This is a genomic window from Stenotrophomonas sp. 99219_Sma, assembly GCF_056480785.1.
This window is the reverse complement of the sequence record NZ_CM151117.1, coordinates 1212673-1229728: the sequence shown is the minus strand read 5'-3', so window position 1 is coordinate 1229728 and position 17056 is coordinate 1212673. Positions and strand designations below refer to the sequence as shown.

General features: G+C 66.2%; 13 protein-coding genes. 8 read left to right on the top strand and 5 right to left on the bottom strand.

Annotation, left to right across the window (positions count from 1 at the left end; translation table 11 throughout):
* Entirely contained in the window at window positions 1-261 is a 261-nt protein-coding gene (gene minE, locus ACZK13_RS05590; protein ID WP_004148073.1) for a cell division topological specificity factor MinE, read from the top strand.
* Between the two features lie 46 nt (window positions 262-307).
* Window positions 308-787 (top strand): hypothetical protein, encoded by a 480-nt coding sequence (locus ACZK13_RS05585; RefSeq protein ID WP_049422782.1) that lies wholly within the window; start codon window positions 308-310, stop codon window positions 785-787.
* A gap of 87 nt (window positions 788-874) precedes the next feature.
* On the opposite strand, the gene ACZK13_RS05580 is transcribed toward ACZK13_RS05585, so the two are convergent.
* The 3 genes from ACZK13_RS05580 to ACZK13_RS05570 all read right to left on the bottom strand — a co-directional run bounded on the left by ACZK13_RS05580 (window position 875) and on the right by ACZK13_RS05570 (window position 6518).
* On the bottom strand, window positions 875-2119 hold the full coding sequence (locus ACZK13_RS05580; protein WP_032127606.1) for a DUF819 family protein: 1245 nt from the start codon (window positions 2117-2119) through the stop codon (window positions 875-877).
* 141 nt (window positions 2120-2260) lie between these two features.
* Window positions 2261-4339, bottom strand: a complete 2079-nt coding sequence (locus ACZK13_RS05575) for an alpha/beta hydrolase family protein (RefSeq protein WP_253145497.1) — start codon at window positions 4337-4339, stop codon at window positions 2261-2263.
* A 214-nt stretch (window positions 4340-4553) separates the two neighbouring features.
* A complete protein-coding gene (locus ACZK13_RS05570; protein WP_478482342.1) occupies window positions 4554-6518 on the bottom strand; it encodes an OPT family oligopeptide transporter in 1965 nt (654 codons plus the stop codon).
* Between the two features lie 276 nt (window positions 6519-6794).
* On the opposite strand from ACZK13_RS05570, the gene ACZK13_RS05565 reads away from it, so the two are divergent.
* The 3 genes from ACZK13_RS05565 to ACZK13_RS05555 all read left to right on the top strand — a co-directional run bounded on the left by ACZK13_RS05565 (window position 6795) and on the right by ACZK13_RS05555 (window position 10411).
* Window positions 6795-7337 (top strand): hypothetical protein, encoded by a 543-nt coding sequence (locus ACZK13_RS05565; RefSeq protein ID WP_253145495.1) that lies wholly within the window; start codon window positions 6795-6797, stop codon window positions 7335-7337.
* 91 nt (window positions 7338-7428) lie between these two features.
* Window positions 7429-8577, top strand: a complete 1149-nt coding sequence (locus ACZK13_RS05560) for an acetyltransferase domain-containing protein (RefSeq protein ID WP_478482341.1) — start codon at window positions 7429-7431, stop codon at window positions 8575-8577.
* Between the two features lie 79 nt (window positions 8578-8656).
* On the top strand, window positions 8657-10411 hold the full coding sequence (locus tag ACZK13_RS05555; RefSeq protein ID WP_478482340.1) for a peptide MFS transporter: 1755 nt from the start codon (window positions 8657-8659) through the stop codon (window positions 10409-10411).
* 60 nt (window positions 10412-10471) lie between these two features.
* Here the strand turns inward: ACZK13_RS05555 and ACZK13_RS05550 are convergent, their stop codons facing one another.
* Window positions 10472-12454 (bottom strand): alpha/beta hydrolase family protein, encoded by a 1983-nt coding sequence (locus ACZK13_RS05550; protein WP_253145491.1) that lies wholly within the window; start codon window positions 12452-12454, stop codon window positions 10472-10474.
* Between the two features lie 167 nt (window positions 12455-12621).
* The gene (locus ACZK13_RS05545; RefSeq protein ID WP_005408523.1) at window positions 12622-13257 is read right to left on the bottom strand and encodes a LysE/ArgO family amino acid transporter; all 636 of its coding nucleotides are present in this window, start codon (window positions 13255-13257) and stop codon (window positions 12622-12624) included.
* A 139-nt stretch (window positions 13258-13396) separates the two neighbouring features.
* On the opposite strand from ACZK13_RS05545, the gene ACZK13_RS05540 reads away from it, so the two are divergent.
* The 3 genes from ACZK13_RS05540 to mqo all read left to right on the top strand — a co-directional run bounded on the left by ACZK13_RS05540 (window position 13397) and on the right by mqo (window position 16861).
* Entirely contained in the window at window positions 13397-14302 is a 906-nt protein-coding gene (locus tag ACZK13_RS05540; protein ID WP_010483397.1) for a LysR family transcriptional regulator ArgP, read from the top strand.
* Window positions 14303-14485: 183 nt separating this feature from the next.
* The gene (locus ACZK13_RS05535; protein ID WP_125893760.1) at window positions 14486-14932 is read left to right on the top strand and encodes a GNAT family N-acetyltransferase; all 447 of its coding nucleotides are present in this window, start codon (window positions 14486-14488) and stop codon (window positions 14930-14932) included.
* Window positions 14933-15160: 228 nt separating this feature from the next.
* Window positions 15161-16861, top strand: coding sequence for a malate dehydrogenase (quinone) (gene mqo, locus ACZK13_RS05530; RefSeq protein ID WP_478450573.1), 1701 nt, complete (start codon window positions 15161-15163; stop codon window positions 16859-16861).
* Window positions 16862-17056 lie beyond the last annotated feature (195 nt).

Here is a 17056-nt window from a genome sequence, read left to right as displayed (position 1 = left end):
ATGGGCCTGTTTGATTTCCTCAAAGCGAAGAAGACCACCGCCGAAACCGCCAAGAACCGCCTGCAGATCATCATCGCGCAGGAGCGCAGCAACCGCGGCGGCCCCGATTACCTGCCGCTGCTGCAGCGCGAGCTGCTGGAAGTGATCAAGAAGTACGTGAACATCGACGTCGATGCAGTGAAGGTCGACCTGGTGAAGGATGGCCAGCACGATGTGCTGGACATCTCCGTGGCGCTGCCTGAAGGCCCGGACAAACCCTGAAGCTCTGCCCCGCCCGTGCCTGCACGGGCGGGGCTGCCTGACCCGCATGACCGATACAACAACCGCCGTGGACATCACCTGCGTGGGCGACATCGCCTTCGCTGATGCGCAGTGCCTGCTCGCCGCGCATGGCCTGCAGCTGCACCACGTCGCGGCCGGTGAACCGATTCCCGGCAGCTACTGGGGCGAGCCCGAGGCCGGCATCATCGCCAGCAACGTGTACGTGCGCGATGACACGCCCGTGCACTCGATGCTGCACGAAGCCTGCCACCTGATCGTGCTGCCGCCGGAGCGGCGTGCGCAGGTGCATACCGACGCCACCGACTCGGTGGCCGAGGAAGATGCCACCTGCTACCTGCAGATCGTGCTGGCCGGGCAGCTGCCTGGCGTTGGCAGTGCGCGGTTGATGGCCGACATGGATGCCTGGGGGTATACGTATCGGCTGGGGTCGACACAGGCGTGGTTCGAGCAGGACGCCGAAGACGCGAAGGCGTGGTTGATCGAACGCGGATTGCCGGTGGCGTAACGCATCGGTAGTGCCGGCCGTTGGCCGGCAACCTCATGAACCCGTGCAGCATTACCTGGTTGCCGGCCAGCGGCCGGCGCTACCCCATCAGCCCTGCCCTGCCAGCGCGCGCAGGGTAATGCCGACGATGTAGGCCAGGTAGGTGCCGGTGGCGTAGCCCATCGTGCCCAGCAACACGCCCACCGGCGCCAGGGCCGGATGGAACGCTGCAGCCACCACCGGCGCCGAAGCCGGGCCACCGATGTTCGACTGCGAACCGATCGCGAAATAGAAGAACGGCACCTTCAGCAGCTTGCCCAGGCACCACAGCAGCGCGATGTGCACGGCAATCCAGATCAGGCCGAGCAGGAACAGCCACGGGCGGTCCAGCAGCGCCAGCAGATCCATCTGCATGCCGATGCAGGCAATCAGGAAGTACAGCAGCAGCGAACCCAGCCGCGAGGCGCCCGCACCTTCCAGCGTGCGTGCACGGGTGAAGCTCAGGCTCAGGCCCAGCGTGGTCGACAGCACCACCACCCACACGAACGGCGCATCCAGGCTGAACTGCGAGGCCCAGCTGACATTGGCCTTGAACCATGCTGCCAGCGGCGCACCGATCGCGTGTGACAGACCCACGCCGCCGAAGGCCACTGCCACGATCAGCATCAGGTCGGTGAGGCTGGGAACGCGCTCATGCTCGGCCTGGAAGCGCGCGATGCGCTCCTTCAGCTCATCGATGGCCGACGTGTCGGCACCGCTGCGCGCGTCGATCTTCGCTGCGCGCCCGGCCAGGAAGATCAGCGCGGCCATCCACACGTAACCGACACCGACATCGACCACCGCGAACTGGCCGAACGTGGTGGCGTTGACGTCGAACACTTCGCGCATCGCCAGCATGTTGGCCCCGCCACCGATCCAGCTGCCGGCCAGTGCGGCCATGCCGGCCCAGGTGTCACCGGCCACCGTTTCCGGATGCAGCGCGCGCATCACCAGGAAAGCCACCACCGCACCCAGCATGATGCTGGCGGACGCACCCAGGTACATCAGCACCAGCTTCGGGCCGAGCCGCAGGATGCCCTTGATGTCCACCGCCAGGGTCAGCAGGATCAGCGCTGCCGGCAGCAGGATGTCGCGTGCGATCGGGTTGTAGAGCTTGGTGTTCTGGCCGTCGATCAGGCCGACGGTGTTGTAGATGCCGGGAATCAGGTAGCACAGCAACAGTGCCGGCACGAAGGTGTAGAAGCGTTTCCACAGGCCCTGCTCGCGCGAGGCGGTCCAGAACACGGCGCCCAGGGTGGCGGCGATCAAACCGAAGACGACGATGTCGTTCTGGATCAGGGCAGTCGAGGGCATGCAGGCGCTCTGGGTAGAGCCGGCCGCTGGCCGGCTGCTGTTGGCGGCAGATCAGGAAGGTGTGCCGACCAACGGTCGGCACCCACCGGTACAGCAGATGGCGAAACAAAAGCGCCGCCCCGAAGGGCGGCGCTGCAGTCATCAGTTGCCGATGTGCTGCTTCAGCCAGGCATTGACGGTGTCATGCCACAGGATGCTGTTGTTCGGCTTCAGCACCCAGTGGTTTTCATCCGGGAAGTACAGGAACTTCGATTCGATGCCCTGGCGCTGGGCGGCGGTAAACGCGGCCAGGCCCTGCTCGACCGGGATGCGGAAGTCCTGCTGGCCATGGATGACCAGGATCGGCTTCTTCCAGTCCGCCACGTGGTTGACCGGGTTGAACTTCTCGTAGTTCGCGGCCTTCTGGTACGGGGTACCGCCCTGCTCCCACTCGGTGAACCACAGTTCTTCGGTGGCGTAGCCCATCATGCGCTGGTCGAACACGCCGTCATGGTTGACCAGGCACTTGAACGGGCCGTTCCAGTTGCCGGCGATCCAGTTGACCATGAAGCCGCCGTAGCTGGCGCCCAGCGCACAGGCCTTGTCACCGTTGAGGAAGGAATACTTCTTCAGCGCCGCATCCCAGCCCTTCTGCAGGTCTTCCAGCGGGCGGTCGCCCCAGTGCTGGCTGATCGCATCGGTGAAGGCCTGGCCATAGCCGGTGGAGCCGTGGAAGTCGATCATCACCACGGCGTAGCCCTGGCCCGCATAGGTCTGCGGATTCCAGCGGTAGCTCCAGCCATTGCCGAAGCTGCCCTGCGGGCCGCCGTGGATCAGGAACGCGACCGGGTACGACTTGCCTTCCTGGTAGTTGTGCGGCTTGACCACATAGCCGTGCACGGTGTCGTTGTTCCAGCCCTTGAACTCGAACTGTTCGTACTCACCGAAGCTGACGTCCTTGAGCACGTCGCCTGCGGCCGGGGTCAGTGCGCGCAGCTCGCCGATGGCTTCGCCTGCGGCCGGCAGCAGGCCGACCAGCACCTGGTCGTTGCTCTTCAGGCTGTTGCGGGTGATCGCCACGCTGTTGCCGGCCACGTCGACCGAGGTCACGCTGCCGTCGCCGATCAGCTTGGTGGCCTTGCCACTGGCCACGTCGATCTGGAACAGCGGGTGCTCGCCGAGATCATCGGCAGTGGTGTAGATGCTGGCGCCGTCGGCGGACAGGGTGATGCCGCCGGCCGAGCGATCCCACTGCGGCGCGATCTCGCGGGTCTTGCCGCTGGCCAGGTCCATCGCCATCAGGCCGAAGCGGTCGGCCTCGAAGCCCGGGCGCTTCATCGCGCGGTAGAACAGGGTCTTGCCGTCGGCACTGAACACCGGGCCGGCATCCCAGGCCGGATTGGAGGCGGTCAGGTTGACTGGCGCCTGCTTGCCCGCAGCGTCGAAGCGGTACAGGTCGAAGTTGGTCGACCACGGCTCCTGCTTGCCGGCCACGCGGATGCTGGCCACCACGCTGGCGCCATCCGGCGACCACGCGAAATCGTCATTGCCACCGAACGGCTTGGACGGTGCATCGCCGTCGATGGTCGCGCTCAGCGCCGAGGCGCCCTTGACCGCGCCGGCCTTGGCTGCCGGCAGCGGTGCCACGAACAGGGTGTTGCGGCGGCCGTCGTTCCAGGTATCCCAGTGGCGCACGAACAGCGAATCCCACACCTGGCCGCTGGCCTTGGCGTCCTTCTTTTCCTTCAGCTTCTTCTCGGTGCATGCCAGGTCCGAGGCACAGGCCTGGAACACGCCGGCGCTGAACAGCACGCGGTCGTCCTGCGGTGACACGTGGTAGCTGTCCACGTCCACCGGGAAGTCGGTCAGCTGGCGCGGGGTGCCGCCGTTGATCGGCTGCGCGTACAGCTGCTGGCTGCCGTTCTTGGCACTGAGGAAATACACGGTCTGGCCATCGGCCGACAGCGACGCGGAATTGACGCTCCAGCCGGCCGGGGTGATCTGCTTCGGCGGGGCCGCGTCACGCGTGCGCAGGTTGCGCGCGAACAGCGCGGTGGAGGCCTTCAGGTTGGCGTCCACGCTGCGCTTGGCGAACACCACAGTGCCACCGTCCGTGGTCAGTACCGGCGCGGAGACGCGGTCCATGGCCACCATGTCGCGGACTTCCAGGCCACGGGCAGCGGCAACGCTGGGCAGGGCAGCCAGCAGGCTCAGTGGCAGCAGGGCATGACGCAGTTTCATCGGGGTCTCCGCAGGACGGCAAAAAACCGATGGTAGGCCCGTGCGGCCGGGGCTGCCAAGGCCATCGGTCATGGCTGCGCGCGGGGTTGGCCCCGCCGCCAGAAAAAGCAAACCGCGCCGTAGCGCGGTTTGCGGTAGTGCCGGCCGCTGGCCGGCAACCAGGGGTATCACGGGATTCCGGGATTGCCGGCCAGCGGCCGGCACTACCCGTCCCTTACGCCTTGGTGTACTTGCCGGTGCGGTAGATCAGCCAGCCCACCAGGAACAGCACGGCCAGGCCGATCCACTGCGCGCCCGGCAGGTGGAACGGCACGGCCAGCACATCGGCGCGGCTGCTGACCACGATCGGAATCGCGATGGCGATGCCCATCAGCGCTTCGCCGGTGATCAGGCCCGCGGCGAACAGCACGCCCGGCTTGTGCACGCGGTCGCGGCCTTCTTCGTCATCGGCACGCACCTTGTGGAAGCGCTCGACCAGGTGGGCGATCAGGCCGCCGAGGAAGATCGGCACCATCAGCTCCAGCGGCAGGTAGATGCCGATGGCGGCGGCCAGCACCGGCACGCGGAAGCGTGCGTTGCGCGACTTCAGCCAGCTGTCGAAGGCAATGATGGCGGCACCGACCACGGCACCGATGCCGATGAAGGTCCACGGCAGTTCGCCACCGAACAGGCCCTTGGCCACCGAGGCCATCAGGTTGGCCTGCGGCGCAGCCAGCGCGTTCGGGTGCAGCTCGGACTTCACGCCGATGCCGTAGGCGGTGGCCAGCAGGTTCAGCACCGGGGCCATGATCAGCGCACACGAGAAGGCACCGATGCCCAGCATCAGCTGCTGCTTCCACGGGGTGGCGCCGACGATGTAGCCGGCCTTGAGGTCCTGCAGGTTGTCACCGCCGACCGCTGCGGCGCAGCACACCACCGCGCCGATCATGATCGCCGCCACCGCGCCCAGCGGCGCACCGCCGGCACCGACCGGCTTGAGGCCATCGGCGCCCAGCAGCACCACCAGCACGGCCGAGGCGAACAGGATGGTGGAGATGGTGATGCCCGACACCGGGTTGTTGGACGAACCGATCAAGCCGGCCAGGTAGGCCGACACCGACACGAACAGGAAACCGGCGACGATCATGATGAGGGTCATCGGGATCGACACGTGCCACTGGCCGACGATGGCCTGGTACAGGGCCAGCAGCGGCAGCACGAAGACCACCAGGGCCACCAGCATCCACTTCATCGGCAGGTCGCGCTCGGTGTGCGCCAGCACCGGGCCACCGCTCTTGCGGGCAGCGGCAAAGCCGCTCTTGACGCCGTTGAGCAGCGACTTGCGCAGCGAGATCAGGGTCCAGATGCCGCCAATCAGCATCGCGCCCACACCCAGGTAGCGCATCTTCGCGCCCCAGATGGCGAACGCCGCCTCGGTGGAGGATGCGGTAGCCACCGAGGCGGCCAGGCCCGGATCGGTGTTCATGAAGAACGCCTGGTAGATCGGAATGGCGATGTGCCAGGTCAGGATCGAACCGGACACCACCACGATGCCGACGTTGAGGCCGACGATGTAGCCCACGCCCAGCAGTGCCGGCGACAGGTTGGTACCGATGAAGGCGGTGACCTTGGAGCTGCCGACGTAGGCCGAGGTGGCCCAGGCATCCGGGATCAGGCGCATGCCGCTTTCCGCGGCCAGCTTCACGAACGCACCGATCACCGCCGACAGGCCGAGGATCTTCAGGCCCGGGCCCGGGTTCTCACCGGCCTTGAGCACTTCGGCCGCAGCCTTGCCTTCCGGGAACGGAAGCGGGTCTTCGACGATCATCGAACGACGCAGCGGCACCGAGAACAACACGCCCAGCAGGCCGCCGAGGCCGGCGATGCCCAGCACCCACCAGTACTTGAAGTCCGGCCAGTAGCCCATGATCACCAGCGCCGGGATGGTGAAGATCACACCGGCGGCGATCGACGAACCGGCCGAAGCGCCGGTCTGCACGATGTTGTTTTCAAGGATGGAGCCACCGCCCAGCAGGCGCAGCACGCCCATGGAAATCACCGCGGCGGGAATGGCGGTGGCGATGGTCAGGCCTGCGAACAGACCGAGGTAGGCGTTTGCGGCCGACAGCACCACCGCCAGCACGATGGCCAGGGCCACAGCGCGGAAGGTGAGCTGCTTGGGCGCAGCGTCGTGGTTCATGGAAGCCCCTGCTGGCAAAAAATCCCTTGCACGCTAGCGTTCAGGAGGCAGCAAGTCCAGTGCGGTTCGGGAGGGTTGCGGCCAGGTCGGCAGTGAGATAGTCGCTTCTGGCCAAACTCGGCCAACGCATCAAGCGCATGGGGCACATGCCGGAGGGCTGCCGCGCCTCGCGGTCTCATGTCCTGCAGGGGCCAGGCCAACCAGTACTGCAGCATTCCAGCCATCATCGTTTGAAGTGCCTCAACGCCCCGTGCATCGTGTTCATGATCTGAACCGATGACGCTGAGCCGCCCGATGAACAACCCACTGCAGATCCGCCTGATCAAATTACCGGTCGTGGCTGTCGTGACCCTGACCTGCCTGATGCCGCTTTGCGATTACGCATCTGCCTGGAGCCGCATTGGCGCAGTCGAGATCACCGACCACGCCGGCAAACCTTGTTTCGGACTACCCAGGAAGGAGCGCAAGCGTATCGGTAAAACTCCGGAGGTGTTTGGTGTGGAGGTGCATGACGCAATTACTCCACCGCTGCGGCGGCAATGGTCGTTCTACTTTGCCCATCCCGCATCAATCGCACTTCCACCCGGAGCCTGCGTGGTCTACGGAGAAGTGCCAGCCAACGCCATTTCAAGGCAGACGGCGATGCCGCTGCAGCCCGGACGCCTGTACGACGTTTCGCTGTCGGCCACCAGGACCGGCGCCACGCAACACCACAGCGCCCGATTCTGCTTGAAGGCCAACCCCGACGGGAGCCTGCGAGCGATCCAGGTCCACTACGACGAGGCACTGGGCTGGAGCCCCTCGGTTTGCCTGCCCTGAGCCGACGCGCGCGCTCGTCGGAACCGCCCAGCACACGCTGGAAAGACGTAATTGTAATGTTATATCCTGTCACGCCGACCGAACCTCGTACGTGGCCCCTTCCCCCACTACCCGCCTGGCCTCCATCGACCAGCTGCGCGGCACCGTGATGCTGTTGATGTTGCTCGACCACGTGCGCGAGACCTTCTTCCTGCAGCATCAGGTAAGCGACCCGATGGACGCAGCGACGGTCTCCCCTGCGCTGTTCGCCTGCCGTCTGCTGGCGCATCTGTGCGCACCCGTGTTCGTCCTGTTGACCGGCCTGTCGGCCTGGCTGTACGGCCAGCGCCAGGCGGATCCGCGCCGGGCCACGGCCGCGTTCCTGCTCAAGCGCGGGCTGTTCCTGGTCGTGCTGGAACTGACCCTGGTGAATTTCGCCTGGACCTTCCAGCTGCCGCCGGAAACCCTGTACCTGCAGGTGATCTGGGCCATCGGGCTGAGCATGATCGCGCTGGCCGGGCTGCTGTGGCTGCCACGCCCGGCCCTGCTGGTGCTGGCAATCGCGGTGGTGGCCGGGCACAACCTGTTCGACGGCTTACGGGTGCAAGGCAATGGCCTGCTGGCGGTGCTGTGGAAAGTGCTGCACCAGCGCGACTGGATCGAGGCCGGCGCGCTGCGCCTGCGCACCTCCTATCCGGTGCTGCCGTGGATCGGGGTGATCGCTCTGGGTTATCTGTTGGGACCGTGGTTCGCCCGCGAGCGCGACCCGACGCAGCGCCAGCACTGGCTGCTGTGGGCAGGCGTCGGTGCGCTGGCCATGTTCGCGCTGCTGCGGTTCGCCAACCAATATGGAGATGCACCGTGGCAGTACCAGACCAGCGCGCTGCGCACCTGGATGAGCGTGCTCAACATCACCAAGTACCCGCCGTCGCTGCAGTTCCTGCTGTTGACTCTGGGCGTAGGGCTGTTGCTGCTGCGCCTGTACGAATGGCCGCCACTGGCGCGTGCGCTGCGCCCGCTGGCCGATATCGGCGCCGCGCCGATGTTCTTCTACCTGCTGCACCTGTATGTGCTGAAGGCGCTGTACCTGGGCGCGCTGGCGGCCTGGGGGCCGACCCATGGCGAGTTGTATGCCCTGGACTCGGTCAGCGGCCTGCTGCTGGTGGCCTGCGCGCTGGCGGTGGTGCTGTACCCGCCGACCCGGGCATTCGCGCGGTTCAAGGCGCGAAGGCGTGACCTGGCGTGGTTGCGGTACCTGTGATCGCCCAGGCCAGTCCGGCAATCCACGCATGGCGTGGATCTACTGAAAGCGGATCGGGCCACAGGCCTATAATTCCGCGATGAATTCCACCGCTATCGCTTCCGACGACTTCCTGGGCCACCCCAAAGGCGTCTACGTCTGCTTCTTCACCGAAATGTGGGAGCGCTTCTCCTTCTACGGCATGAAGGCGCTGTTGCTGCTGTACCTCACCAAGTACCACCTGTTCGGCGACAAAGCCGGCCTGGACCTGCTCGGCGCCTACGGTGGCCTGGTGTACTGCATCCCTGTATTCGGCGGCATGCTGGCCGACCGCTGGCTGGGCATGCGCCGGGCCGTGCTGTTCGGCGGCATCCTGCTGGTACTCGGCCACCTCGGCATGGCCTTCGAAGGCCACGCTGCGTACCGGGTGAACGGCGACGTGGTGCGCGACACCTCGGCACTGGCGGTGACCTACCTGTCGCTGGCGCTGATCATCATGGGCGTCGGTTTCCTGAAACCGAACATCTCCACCATTGTCGGCAAGCTGTACGCCAAGGACGATCCGCGCCGCGATTCGGGTTTCTCGCTGTTCTACGCCGGCATCAACCTGGGCGCGCTGTTCTCATCGCTGGTGTGCGGCTTCCTCGGCGAGGCCTACGGCTGGAAGTACGGTTTCGGTGCGGCCGGCATCGGCATGCTGGCCGGCCTGGCCATGTTCCTGTGGGGCCAGAAGTACCTGCAGGGCCACGCCGAGCCGCCGCAACCGGCGGCGTTGAAGCAGAAGGTGCTGGGCCTGCCGCGCGAATGGCTCATCTATCTGTGCGCGGTGCTCGGTGTGTTGCCGGTGGCGTGGCTGATGTGGGCGGCCGGCAACGGCGCGTTCGCGCTGGGCGGTGAAATCAGCCTGGCACTGATGTTGATGGTGGCGGTGCTGGGCGGCGTGCTGGTCTGGTTCGCCTGGTTCACCGGCAGCAAGTGCACGCCGGTACAGCGCCAGCAGATGATCGCGCTGATGGTGCTGATCTTCATGGCGCTGGCGTTCTTCACCATGTACGAGCAGTCCTACGGCTCGTGGGTGACCTTCACCGACCGGCTGCTGACCAAGGACATCGTGCCCTCGCTGGTGATCACCGGCGGTACCCCGCTGCCCTGGTCGATCATCTCGCTGCTGCTGGCGCCGCTGGGCTTCGTGGTCAGCGCGCGGCTGTCCGAGCGCCGTCCGGGCTCATCTGCGCCGCGAACGTTCTTCGCCGCCATCGTCGTGCTGATGCTGGTGCTGCTGGTGCGCGACTGCCTGGTGATTCCGCAGACCGCCGGCTCGCTGACCTACCTCGGCGGCCTGTTCCTGGTGCTGCTGGCGCCGGCCTTCGCCGCACTGTGGACGTGGATGGACCGCCGCGGCTGGGAACCGGGCAAGCCGGTCAAATCGGCCTGGGGTCTGGTGATCGGCGCGCTGTCGTTCGTGCCGCTGGCATTGGCCGCACAGCAGGTCGGCGCCACCGGCGAGATGGCCAGCGTGTGGTGGCTGGTGCTGGCCTACTTCCTGCTGGCCAGCGGTGAGATGTGCCTGTCGCCGGTCGGCCTGTCGGCGGTGACCCAGCTGGCCGTGCCGCGGGTGATGAGCCTGATGATGGGCACCTGGTTCCTGGCAACCGCGTTCTCGGAAACGCTGGCCGCGCTGTTCGGCAAGCTGGCCGCGATCGAGGTACCGGAAGGCGAATCGCTGGACATGGTGGCCGCGGCCGGTGCCTATGCGCACCTGTTCTGGCTGCTGATGTGGATCGGCCTGGGCTGTGCGCTGGCCGCCTTCATCGCCGCGCCGCTGCTGAAGAAGATGATGCACGGGGTCAAGTAAGCCCGATGCAGGCGAACTCCGGGGCGGCGGCGGATCGATCATCCGCCGCCCCCGGCTTGTTCAGGGCGCGCTGCTCTTCTCCGCAGGTGCGGCCTGCCCGGCCACCTGGCCCCCCAGGCTGCGCGAGAGGAAGGCCAGCAACCTGCTGTAGTACGCACGTTGGTTGGCAGGGGAATAGAAACCATGCCCTTCATTCTTGACGTACAGGGTTTCCACCGGCGTGCCGGCCTTCTTCAACGCAGCTTCCATGCGTTCGCTGTGCACGATCGGCGCACGTTGATCCTGACCACCCGCGGCCAGGAATACCGGCACCCGCACCTGCGCGGCCAGATTCACCGGGGAACGCTCTGCAAGATCCTTGGGCGATCCCAGCCAGTTCCGCAGGTAGGCCAGGCCTGACTCGTCGCTCTGGATGTCTCCGCGGGCGTACATCAACGGCAGGTCGTAGATGCCGACGTAGCCGGCCGCGCACTGGTACAGGCCCGGTTCGCGCACCGCCCCCATCATCGCCGCATAGGCACCGTAACTGGCCCCATAGATGCAGATGCGGTTCTTGTCGGCCACGCCCTGTTCGATCGCCCAACGCGTGGCATCGGTGACGTCATCCTGCATCGACAGCCCCCATTGCTTTCGCGCGGCCTGCATGTGGGCCCGGCCATAGCCGGAAGAGCCGCGGAAATTCACCTGCAGTACCGCGTAACCTGCCGCCGCCAGCATCTGTGTCTCGGTGTCATAGGCGCCCTGGTCGGCAACACCGATCGGACCTCCGTGCGGCACCACCACCATCGGCAGCGCACGGGCCTCGCGGCCATGCGGGACGGTAAGGAAGCCATGCAGCGAACGCCCATCACGCGCCGTCAGGCTGATCGGACGCACCTCCGCCGCCAGCGCGGGGTCGATCCAGTCGCTGCGGCTGATCAGGTGCCGTGCACTCTTGCCAACCGTGTCATAGAGATAGAAATCGCCCGGATTGCTGCCTGACCAGGTTTCCACCAGCACCGTCTTGCCATCGCGCGTGCTGGAGGTGATGTAGACCGCTCCGCCAAGGCCGGCTTCGAGGCTGCGGTACAGGCGAGCGTCGTCCGAGGCGTCATCGAAGAATGCCGTTCGCGGCGCACTGCCAAGGAACAGGGCCCCGACCGGCACGCGGCTGCCGGGGCGCCGGATGATGCGCGCCGGGTCGGCACTCCCATCGCGCAGCACGGTGCGTCGTTCATTGCTCTGGGGGTCCCAGCTGACAATGGCATCAGGTCCATCTGCCTGCTCGACCTGCAGGTACGCCAGGCGACCATCGGCCGAGAAGCCGAGCGGCGCCTCGATGCGCTTGCTCAGGGATTCATCATTGAGCAGGACCCAGTCGCTGTTGCTGCCCGTGCGGTAGTAGAGCTTCTGCGTGCCATCGGTAACGACAGCGCGTGCGAAACGCACCTCGCCCTGCTCATCGGTCGTGAAGTCCGCATCGGGAATGGGAGCGCGCGCCACGGCGTTGCGGCGACCGGTGATCACGTCCATGCGCTCGACCTGCGCATGCGAACTGCCGACCAGCGGGATCACCGTCACCAGCGCGTTGCGGTCATCGTCCTTGAGCTCATCACTGAGGTAGGCGGCCACCAGGCCTGCCGGCTTGACCTTGATGTTGGTGCCCAGGCTCTGGTCGGCAACCCGGTACCCCACCAGCAGCTCGCCACCCTTGCCGTTGGCATTGATACCGAACAGTTCGCCGGTCGGCGTCGGCCGGTCCAGCACGCCGAACTTCTGTGCCATGCCCACCAGCAGCCGCTCGTTGCTGACCCAGTCGAAGGTGTGGGCGTGATCGTTGCGGGGCGGGCGGAAGCTGCCGACCATTTTCATGTCGGCAATGCGGTAGATCGCCAATGCGGTTCCCGCCTCCAGCGGAACCGTCGCGGCGATGTACTCGCCCCCTGGTGAAATCTTGATGTCGGTAAACGACTCCTGCCGCAGATAGCGATCCAGGTCCAGCGTTGCGGCCGATGCCCCACCCACAACCGCGCTCAACAGTACAGCCAGCACAATCCTGCGCATCCTTCCCCCATGGAAAACCGGACACCCTGTCCGGATGTACGATTCTAGGCACGTGACCGTTTGCCGCGCCACATCGGCAGAAAAAACGACGGCACCGTTGCCGGTGCCGTCGTTACCACTACCTTGGAGAGAGAGTCAGGACGTGGGTTCGGGGGGCGTGCGCCGGGTCAGTGGACCCCGCGCACCGCCAACGTAAGGGCCAGGATGCTGAGGATCACGGCGATGGTGCCGTCGAGCACGCGCCAGGTACTGGGCTTGGTGAACAGCGGCGCCAGCAGGCGTGCGCCCAGGCCCTGCGCGGTCAGCCACAGGCAGCTGGCAGTCACCACACCGGCGGCGAAGGCCATGCGGGCGTTGCCGAAGTTCTCGGCGATCGAGCCGATCACCATCATGTCCAGCCAGAAGTGCGGGTTGATCAGCGAGAAGCCGACCGCAGCCATCAGCACCGCGCGGCGGCTGCCGTCGTCGCTGTCAGCCTCGCCCATGCCGCCGCCACCGGCAATCGCACGGCGTGCCGACTTCATGGCGTACCAGGCCAGGAACGCCACGCCCGTCCACAGCACGGCGGTGGTCAGCCACGGCAGCGCCGAAGTGAGCGTACGCAGGCCAGCCACGCTGGCAAAGATGAAGATCGCATCGATGGCCGCACAGGTGGCAACCACCGGCACGATGTGCTTGCGCAGGATGCCCTGGCGCAGAATGAAGGCGCTCTGGGCCCCGACCACGGCGAACAGGCCGATGCCGGTAGCTGCACCAGAGAACCAGGCACCGAGGCCGGTGCTGGCGGAGATGACCGAGAACATGGGATTCACTGCCTTTACTTGCTTGGGGGGGACGGTGCCTCGCGAAGGCGGACAGCACCGGAACGGGCGCCATTGTCGCGCCGCAACATGAAAAAGACGAGCTAAACTTCCTAAACCAACATTAGCGGAACTTAATTCGATGCGTATCGACCATGCCCAGCTGCGCGCCCTGGCCGCAGTGATCCGCGAAGGCAGCTTCGACCGCGCCGCGCAGTCGCTGAATGTCACGCCCTCGGCCATCTCGCAGCGGGTCAAGGCACTGGAGGATCGGGTCGGTCGCCTGCTGGTCAAGCGCGGCACCCCGGCCACCGCCACCGCCGAGGGCCAGGTGCTGGTGCAGCTGGCCGAGCAGACCGCCCTGCTCGAGCACGACGCCCTGCACCGGATGGGCCTGGCTGACGAAGACCTGCCGCAGGCCAGCATCCCGGTGGCGGTGAACCACGACAGCCTGGAAACCTGGTTCCCGCAGGCCGCCTCGCAGTTCGCACAGAGCACCGGCACCACCCTGGACCTGCGCGTGGAGGACCAGGACCACACCGTCGAACTGCTGCGCCAGGGCACAGTGCTGGGTGCGGTGACCACGCTGGACGAGCCGGTGCAGGGCTGCCAGATCCACGCGCTGGGCAGCATCCGTTACGCCGCCACCTGTACCCCCGAATTCCGCGAACGCCATTTTGCCAAGGGCGTGACCGCGCAGGCGCTGGCGCAGGCGCCGGTGCTGGTGTTCAACCGCAAGGACGAAATGCAGTCGCGCTTTGCCCGGCGCATGGCCGGCGACGACCTGCCCAGCACCGCACCGACCTGGTGGATTCCCTCCACCCGCGCCTTTGTGCAGGCCAACCTGGGCGGCATGGGCTGGACCATGAACCCGCTGCCGCTGGTCAAGCGGCACCTGGACGCCGGCCGCCTGGTCTACGTACGCCAGCGCGCGTGGGAAGACGTGCCGCTGTACTGGCAGCACTGGAAGGGTGACGTCCAGACCATGGCCCTGCTGACCCGCGCCGTGCTGGACGCCTCATCAGCGCTGGTGCGGCGCAAGCGCTGAGGCAGCCCTGCAAAAAAGGGGACGGAGGGGATTAAGTCGTTTAAGGCCCATACGACATTCTGGGCAAAGACGACTTAATCCCCTCCGTCCCCTTTTTGCTCCATCCAATCTCCACGAAGTCTCCACACCAGGTCCATGCGCGATGCGGATACTGGTCGGCCGATCACCGCAAGGATGCCCTGCATGCCTGTATTCGTCCGCGATGCGCGCCCCGAAGATGCCGCCGCCTGCATCGACCTGCGCGGGCGCACCCGCGAGAACGCCTTCAGCGCCGCGCAGTTGGCAGAGCTGGGCATCACCGAGGACAGCTGGGCGGCCGGCATCGCCCAGGGCGATTCGATCGGCCGCGTCGCCTGGGAGGGCGAGCGCATGGCCGGTTACTGCTTCGCCGACCGCGACACCGGCGAAGTGCTGGTGCTGGCCCTGCTGCCGGACTACGAAGGCCGTGGCGTCGGTCGGCAGCTGCTGCAGGAAGTGGTCAGCCTGACCCGCGATGCGGGCCATACCCGGCTGTTCCTGGCGTGCTCGGCCGACCCGCGTTCGCGCTCGCATGGCTTCTACCGGCGCCTGGGCTGGCGCCCGACCGGGGAGATCGATGAGGCCGGTGACGAGATTCTGGAGCTGGTCTGATTGAAGGCGTCGCCAGGCATGGCCTGGCGCTACTGGGGCTACGATCGCCAGGCTTGGGCCCGCCGCTCACGTGACGGGGCCGCGAAACGTCGGATGCTGCGTTGCATCAAAAACGGACCGGATCCGGTTAGAATCGCGGATGGATGGCGCAAGGCGTTGTTTCTTCACGCCCTTTCCCTGCCCCACGCGCATCCTGACCCCTTCCCCTCCGCCAACGATCCCGCCCCCATGAAGAAATTTGGCAAGGCCCTGCTCGCCCTGCTCGTGCTGCTGTTGCTGGCCGCCGCGCTGTTCCTGTACTGGCCGCTGACCCAGCGCTCGGTGCCCGCCGCCAGCAACGACAAGCCCGTCGACGTTGTGCTGGTCGGCGCCGGCATCATGAGCATCACCCTGGCCACCTACCTGCAGGAACTGCAGCCGGACTGGAACATCCAGGTCTACGAACGCCTCGACGGCGTCGCCGGTGAAAGCTCCGACGGCTGGAACAACGCCGGCACGGGCCACTCGGCCTTCGCCGAACTGAACTACACCCCCGAACTGCCCGACGGCAGCATCGAGACCAAGCGCGCGGTCGGCATCGCCGAATCGTTCGAGGTCTCGCGCCAGTTCTGGTCGCACCAGGTGAAGGAAGGCCGGCTGAGCCAGCCCAGCGACTTCATCAACCCGACCCCGCACATGAGCTTCGTCTGGGGCGATGACAACATCGCCTACCTGCACAAGCGCCAGCAGGCCCTGGTGAAGAATCCGCTGTTCTACGGCATGCAGTACTCCGAGGATCCGGCCCAGATCAAGCAGTGGGCCCCGCTGCTGATGGAAGGCCGTGACCCGAAGCAGAAGGTTGCCGCAACCTGGATGCCGCTGGGCACCGACGTCAACTTCGGCGTGATCACCCGCCAGCTGACCGCCGGCCTGCAGCGCAGCCCGAACTTCAGCCTGCACCTCAACCACGAAGTGAGCGCGCTGCGGCAGAACGCCGACAAGAGCTGGAACGTGACGGTGAAGGACCTCAAGGCCGGCACCGAGTCCACCACCCACGCCCGCTTCGTGTTCATCGGTGCCGGTGGCGCTGCACTGAAGCTGCTGCAGATGTCCGGCATTCCGGAATCGAAGGACTACGCCGGCTTCCCGGTCGGTGGCCAGTTCCTCGCCTTCCAGGGCCAGGACGTGACCTCGCGCCACGGCGTGAAGGCCTACGGCATGGCCGAGACCGGTTCGCCGCCGATGTCGGTGCCGCACCTGGATGCGCGCAAGCTGGACGGCAAGCCGGTGGTCCTGTTCGGGCCGTTCGCGCTGTACAGCACCAAGTTCCTCAAGCACGGCTCGTGGTGGGACCTGTACTCGTCGGTGAACCACAACAACGTCGGCCCGATGCTGGAAGTGGGCAAGGACAACCTGGACCTGGTGCAGTACCTGATGGGCCAGGCGCGCCTGAACGATGCCGACCGCCAGGCCGAGCTGGTCAAGTACTTCCCCACTGCCAAGCCGGGTGACTGGAAGCTGGTCACCGCCGGCCAGCGCGTGCAGATCATCAAGCGTGATCCGCTGAAGGGCCCGGTGCTGCAGTTCGGTACCGAGATCGTGACCGACAAGGACCACACCCTCGCCGCCCTGCTCGGCGCTTCGCCGGGTGCGTCGACCTCGCCGCCGATCATGCTGGACCTGATGGCCAAGGCCTTCCCGGACCAGATGAAGGCCGGCTGGGAAGCCCGCCTGCGCGAGATCGTGCCGTCGTACGGGCGCAAGCTCAACGACAGCGCCGCGCTGGTCAACGAGATCCGTACGCTGACCAGCCAGACCCTGCATCTGCCGTATCTGGAGGTGCCGGTGGATGCGAACGCGGCGGCGCCGGTGCCGGCAGCGGTTCCTGCAGCGGCTCCGGCACCGGCCAAGGAAAAGCGCAACGCCAATGAGGAACTGCAGGCGCTGTAAGCCTGGCAGATTCCCTGTAGCAGACACGGACGGCCACCTTCGGGTGGCCGTTCGCGTTTGGGCCGCTCCCTGCTGCAGAAAGCGATGCCCGGCGCCGGGAATCCTATGCACAATGACGCGAATTGTAATGTTGTTAAGAATTATTTACATTTGCGTCCTACGCAGTGACCGCGCCCCTCCCAGATGGACCTGATG

Bases quoted from the DNA above. Each gene is read 5' to 3' on its own strand.
- minE (WP_004148073.1), top strand. From the start codon at position 1: ATGGGCCTGTTTGATTTCCTCAAAGCGAAGAAGACCACCGCCGAAACC.
- ACZK13_RS05585 (WP_049422782.1), top strand. From the start codon at position 308: ATGACCGATACAACAACCGCCGTGGACATCACCTGCGTGGGCGACATC.
- ACZK13_RS05580 (WP_032127606.1), bottom strand. From the start codon at position 2,119: ATGCCCTCGACTGCCCTGATCCAGAACGACATCGTCGTCTTCGGTTTG.
- ACZK13_RS05575 (WP_253145497.1), bottom strand. From the start codon at position 4,339: ATGAAACTGCGTCATGCCCTGCTGCCACTGAGCCTGCTGGCTGCCCTG.
- ACZK13_RS05570 (WP_478482342.1), bottom strand. From the start codon at position 6,518: ATGAACCACGACGCTGCGCCCAAGCAGCTCACCTTCCGCGCTGTGGCC.
- ACZK13_RS05565 (WP_253145495.1), top strand. From the start codon at position 6,795: ATGACGCTGAGCCGCCCGATGAACAACCCACTGCAGATCCGCCTGATC.
- ACZK13_RS05555 (WP_478482340.1), top strand. From the start codon at position 8,657: ATGAATTCCACCGCTATCGCTTCCGACGACTTCCTGGGCCACCCCAAA.
- ACZK13_RS05550 (WP_253145491.1), bottom strand. From the start codon at position 12,454: ATGCGCAGGATTGTGCTGGCTGTACTGTTGAGCGCGGTTGTGGGTGGG.
- ACZK13_RS05545 (WP_005408523.1), bottom strand. From the start codon at position 13,257: ATGTTCTCGGTCATCTCCGCCAGCACCGGCCTCGGTGCCTGGTTCTCT.
- ACZK13_RS05540 (WP_010483397.1), top strand. From the start codon at position 13,397: ATGCGTATCGACCATGCCCAGCTGCGCGCCCTGGCCGCAGTGATCCGC.
- ACZK13_RS05535 (WP_125893760.1), top strand. From the start codon at position 14,486: ATGCCTGTATTCGTCCGCGATGCGCGCCCCGAAGATGCCGCCGCCTGC.
- mqo (WP_478450573.1), top strand. From the start codon at position 15,161: ATGAAGAAATTTGGCAAGGCCCTGCTCGCCCTGCTCGTGCTGCTGTTG.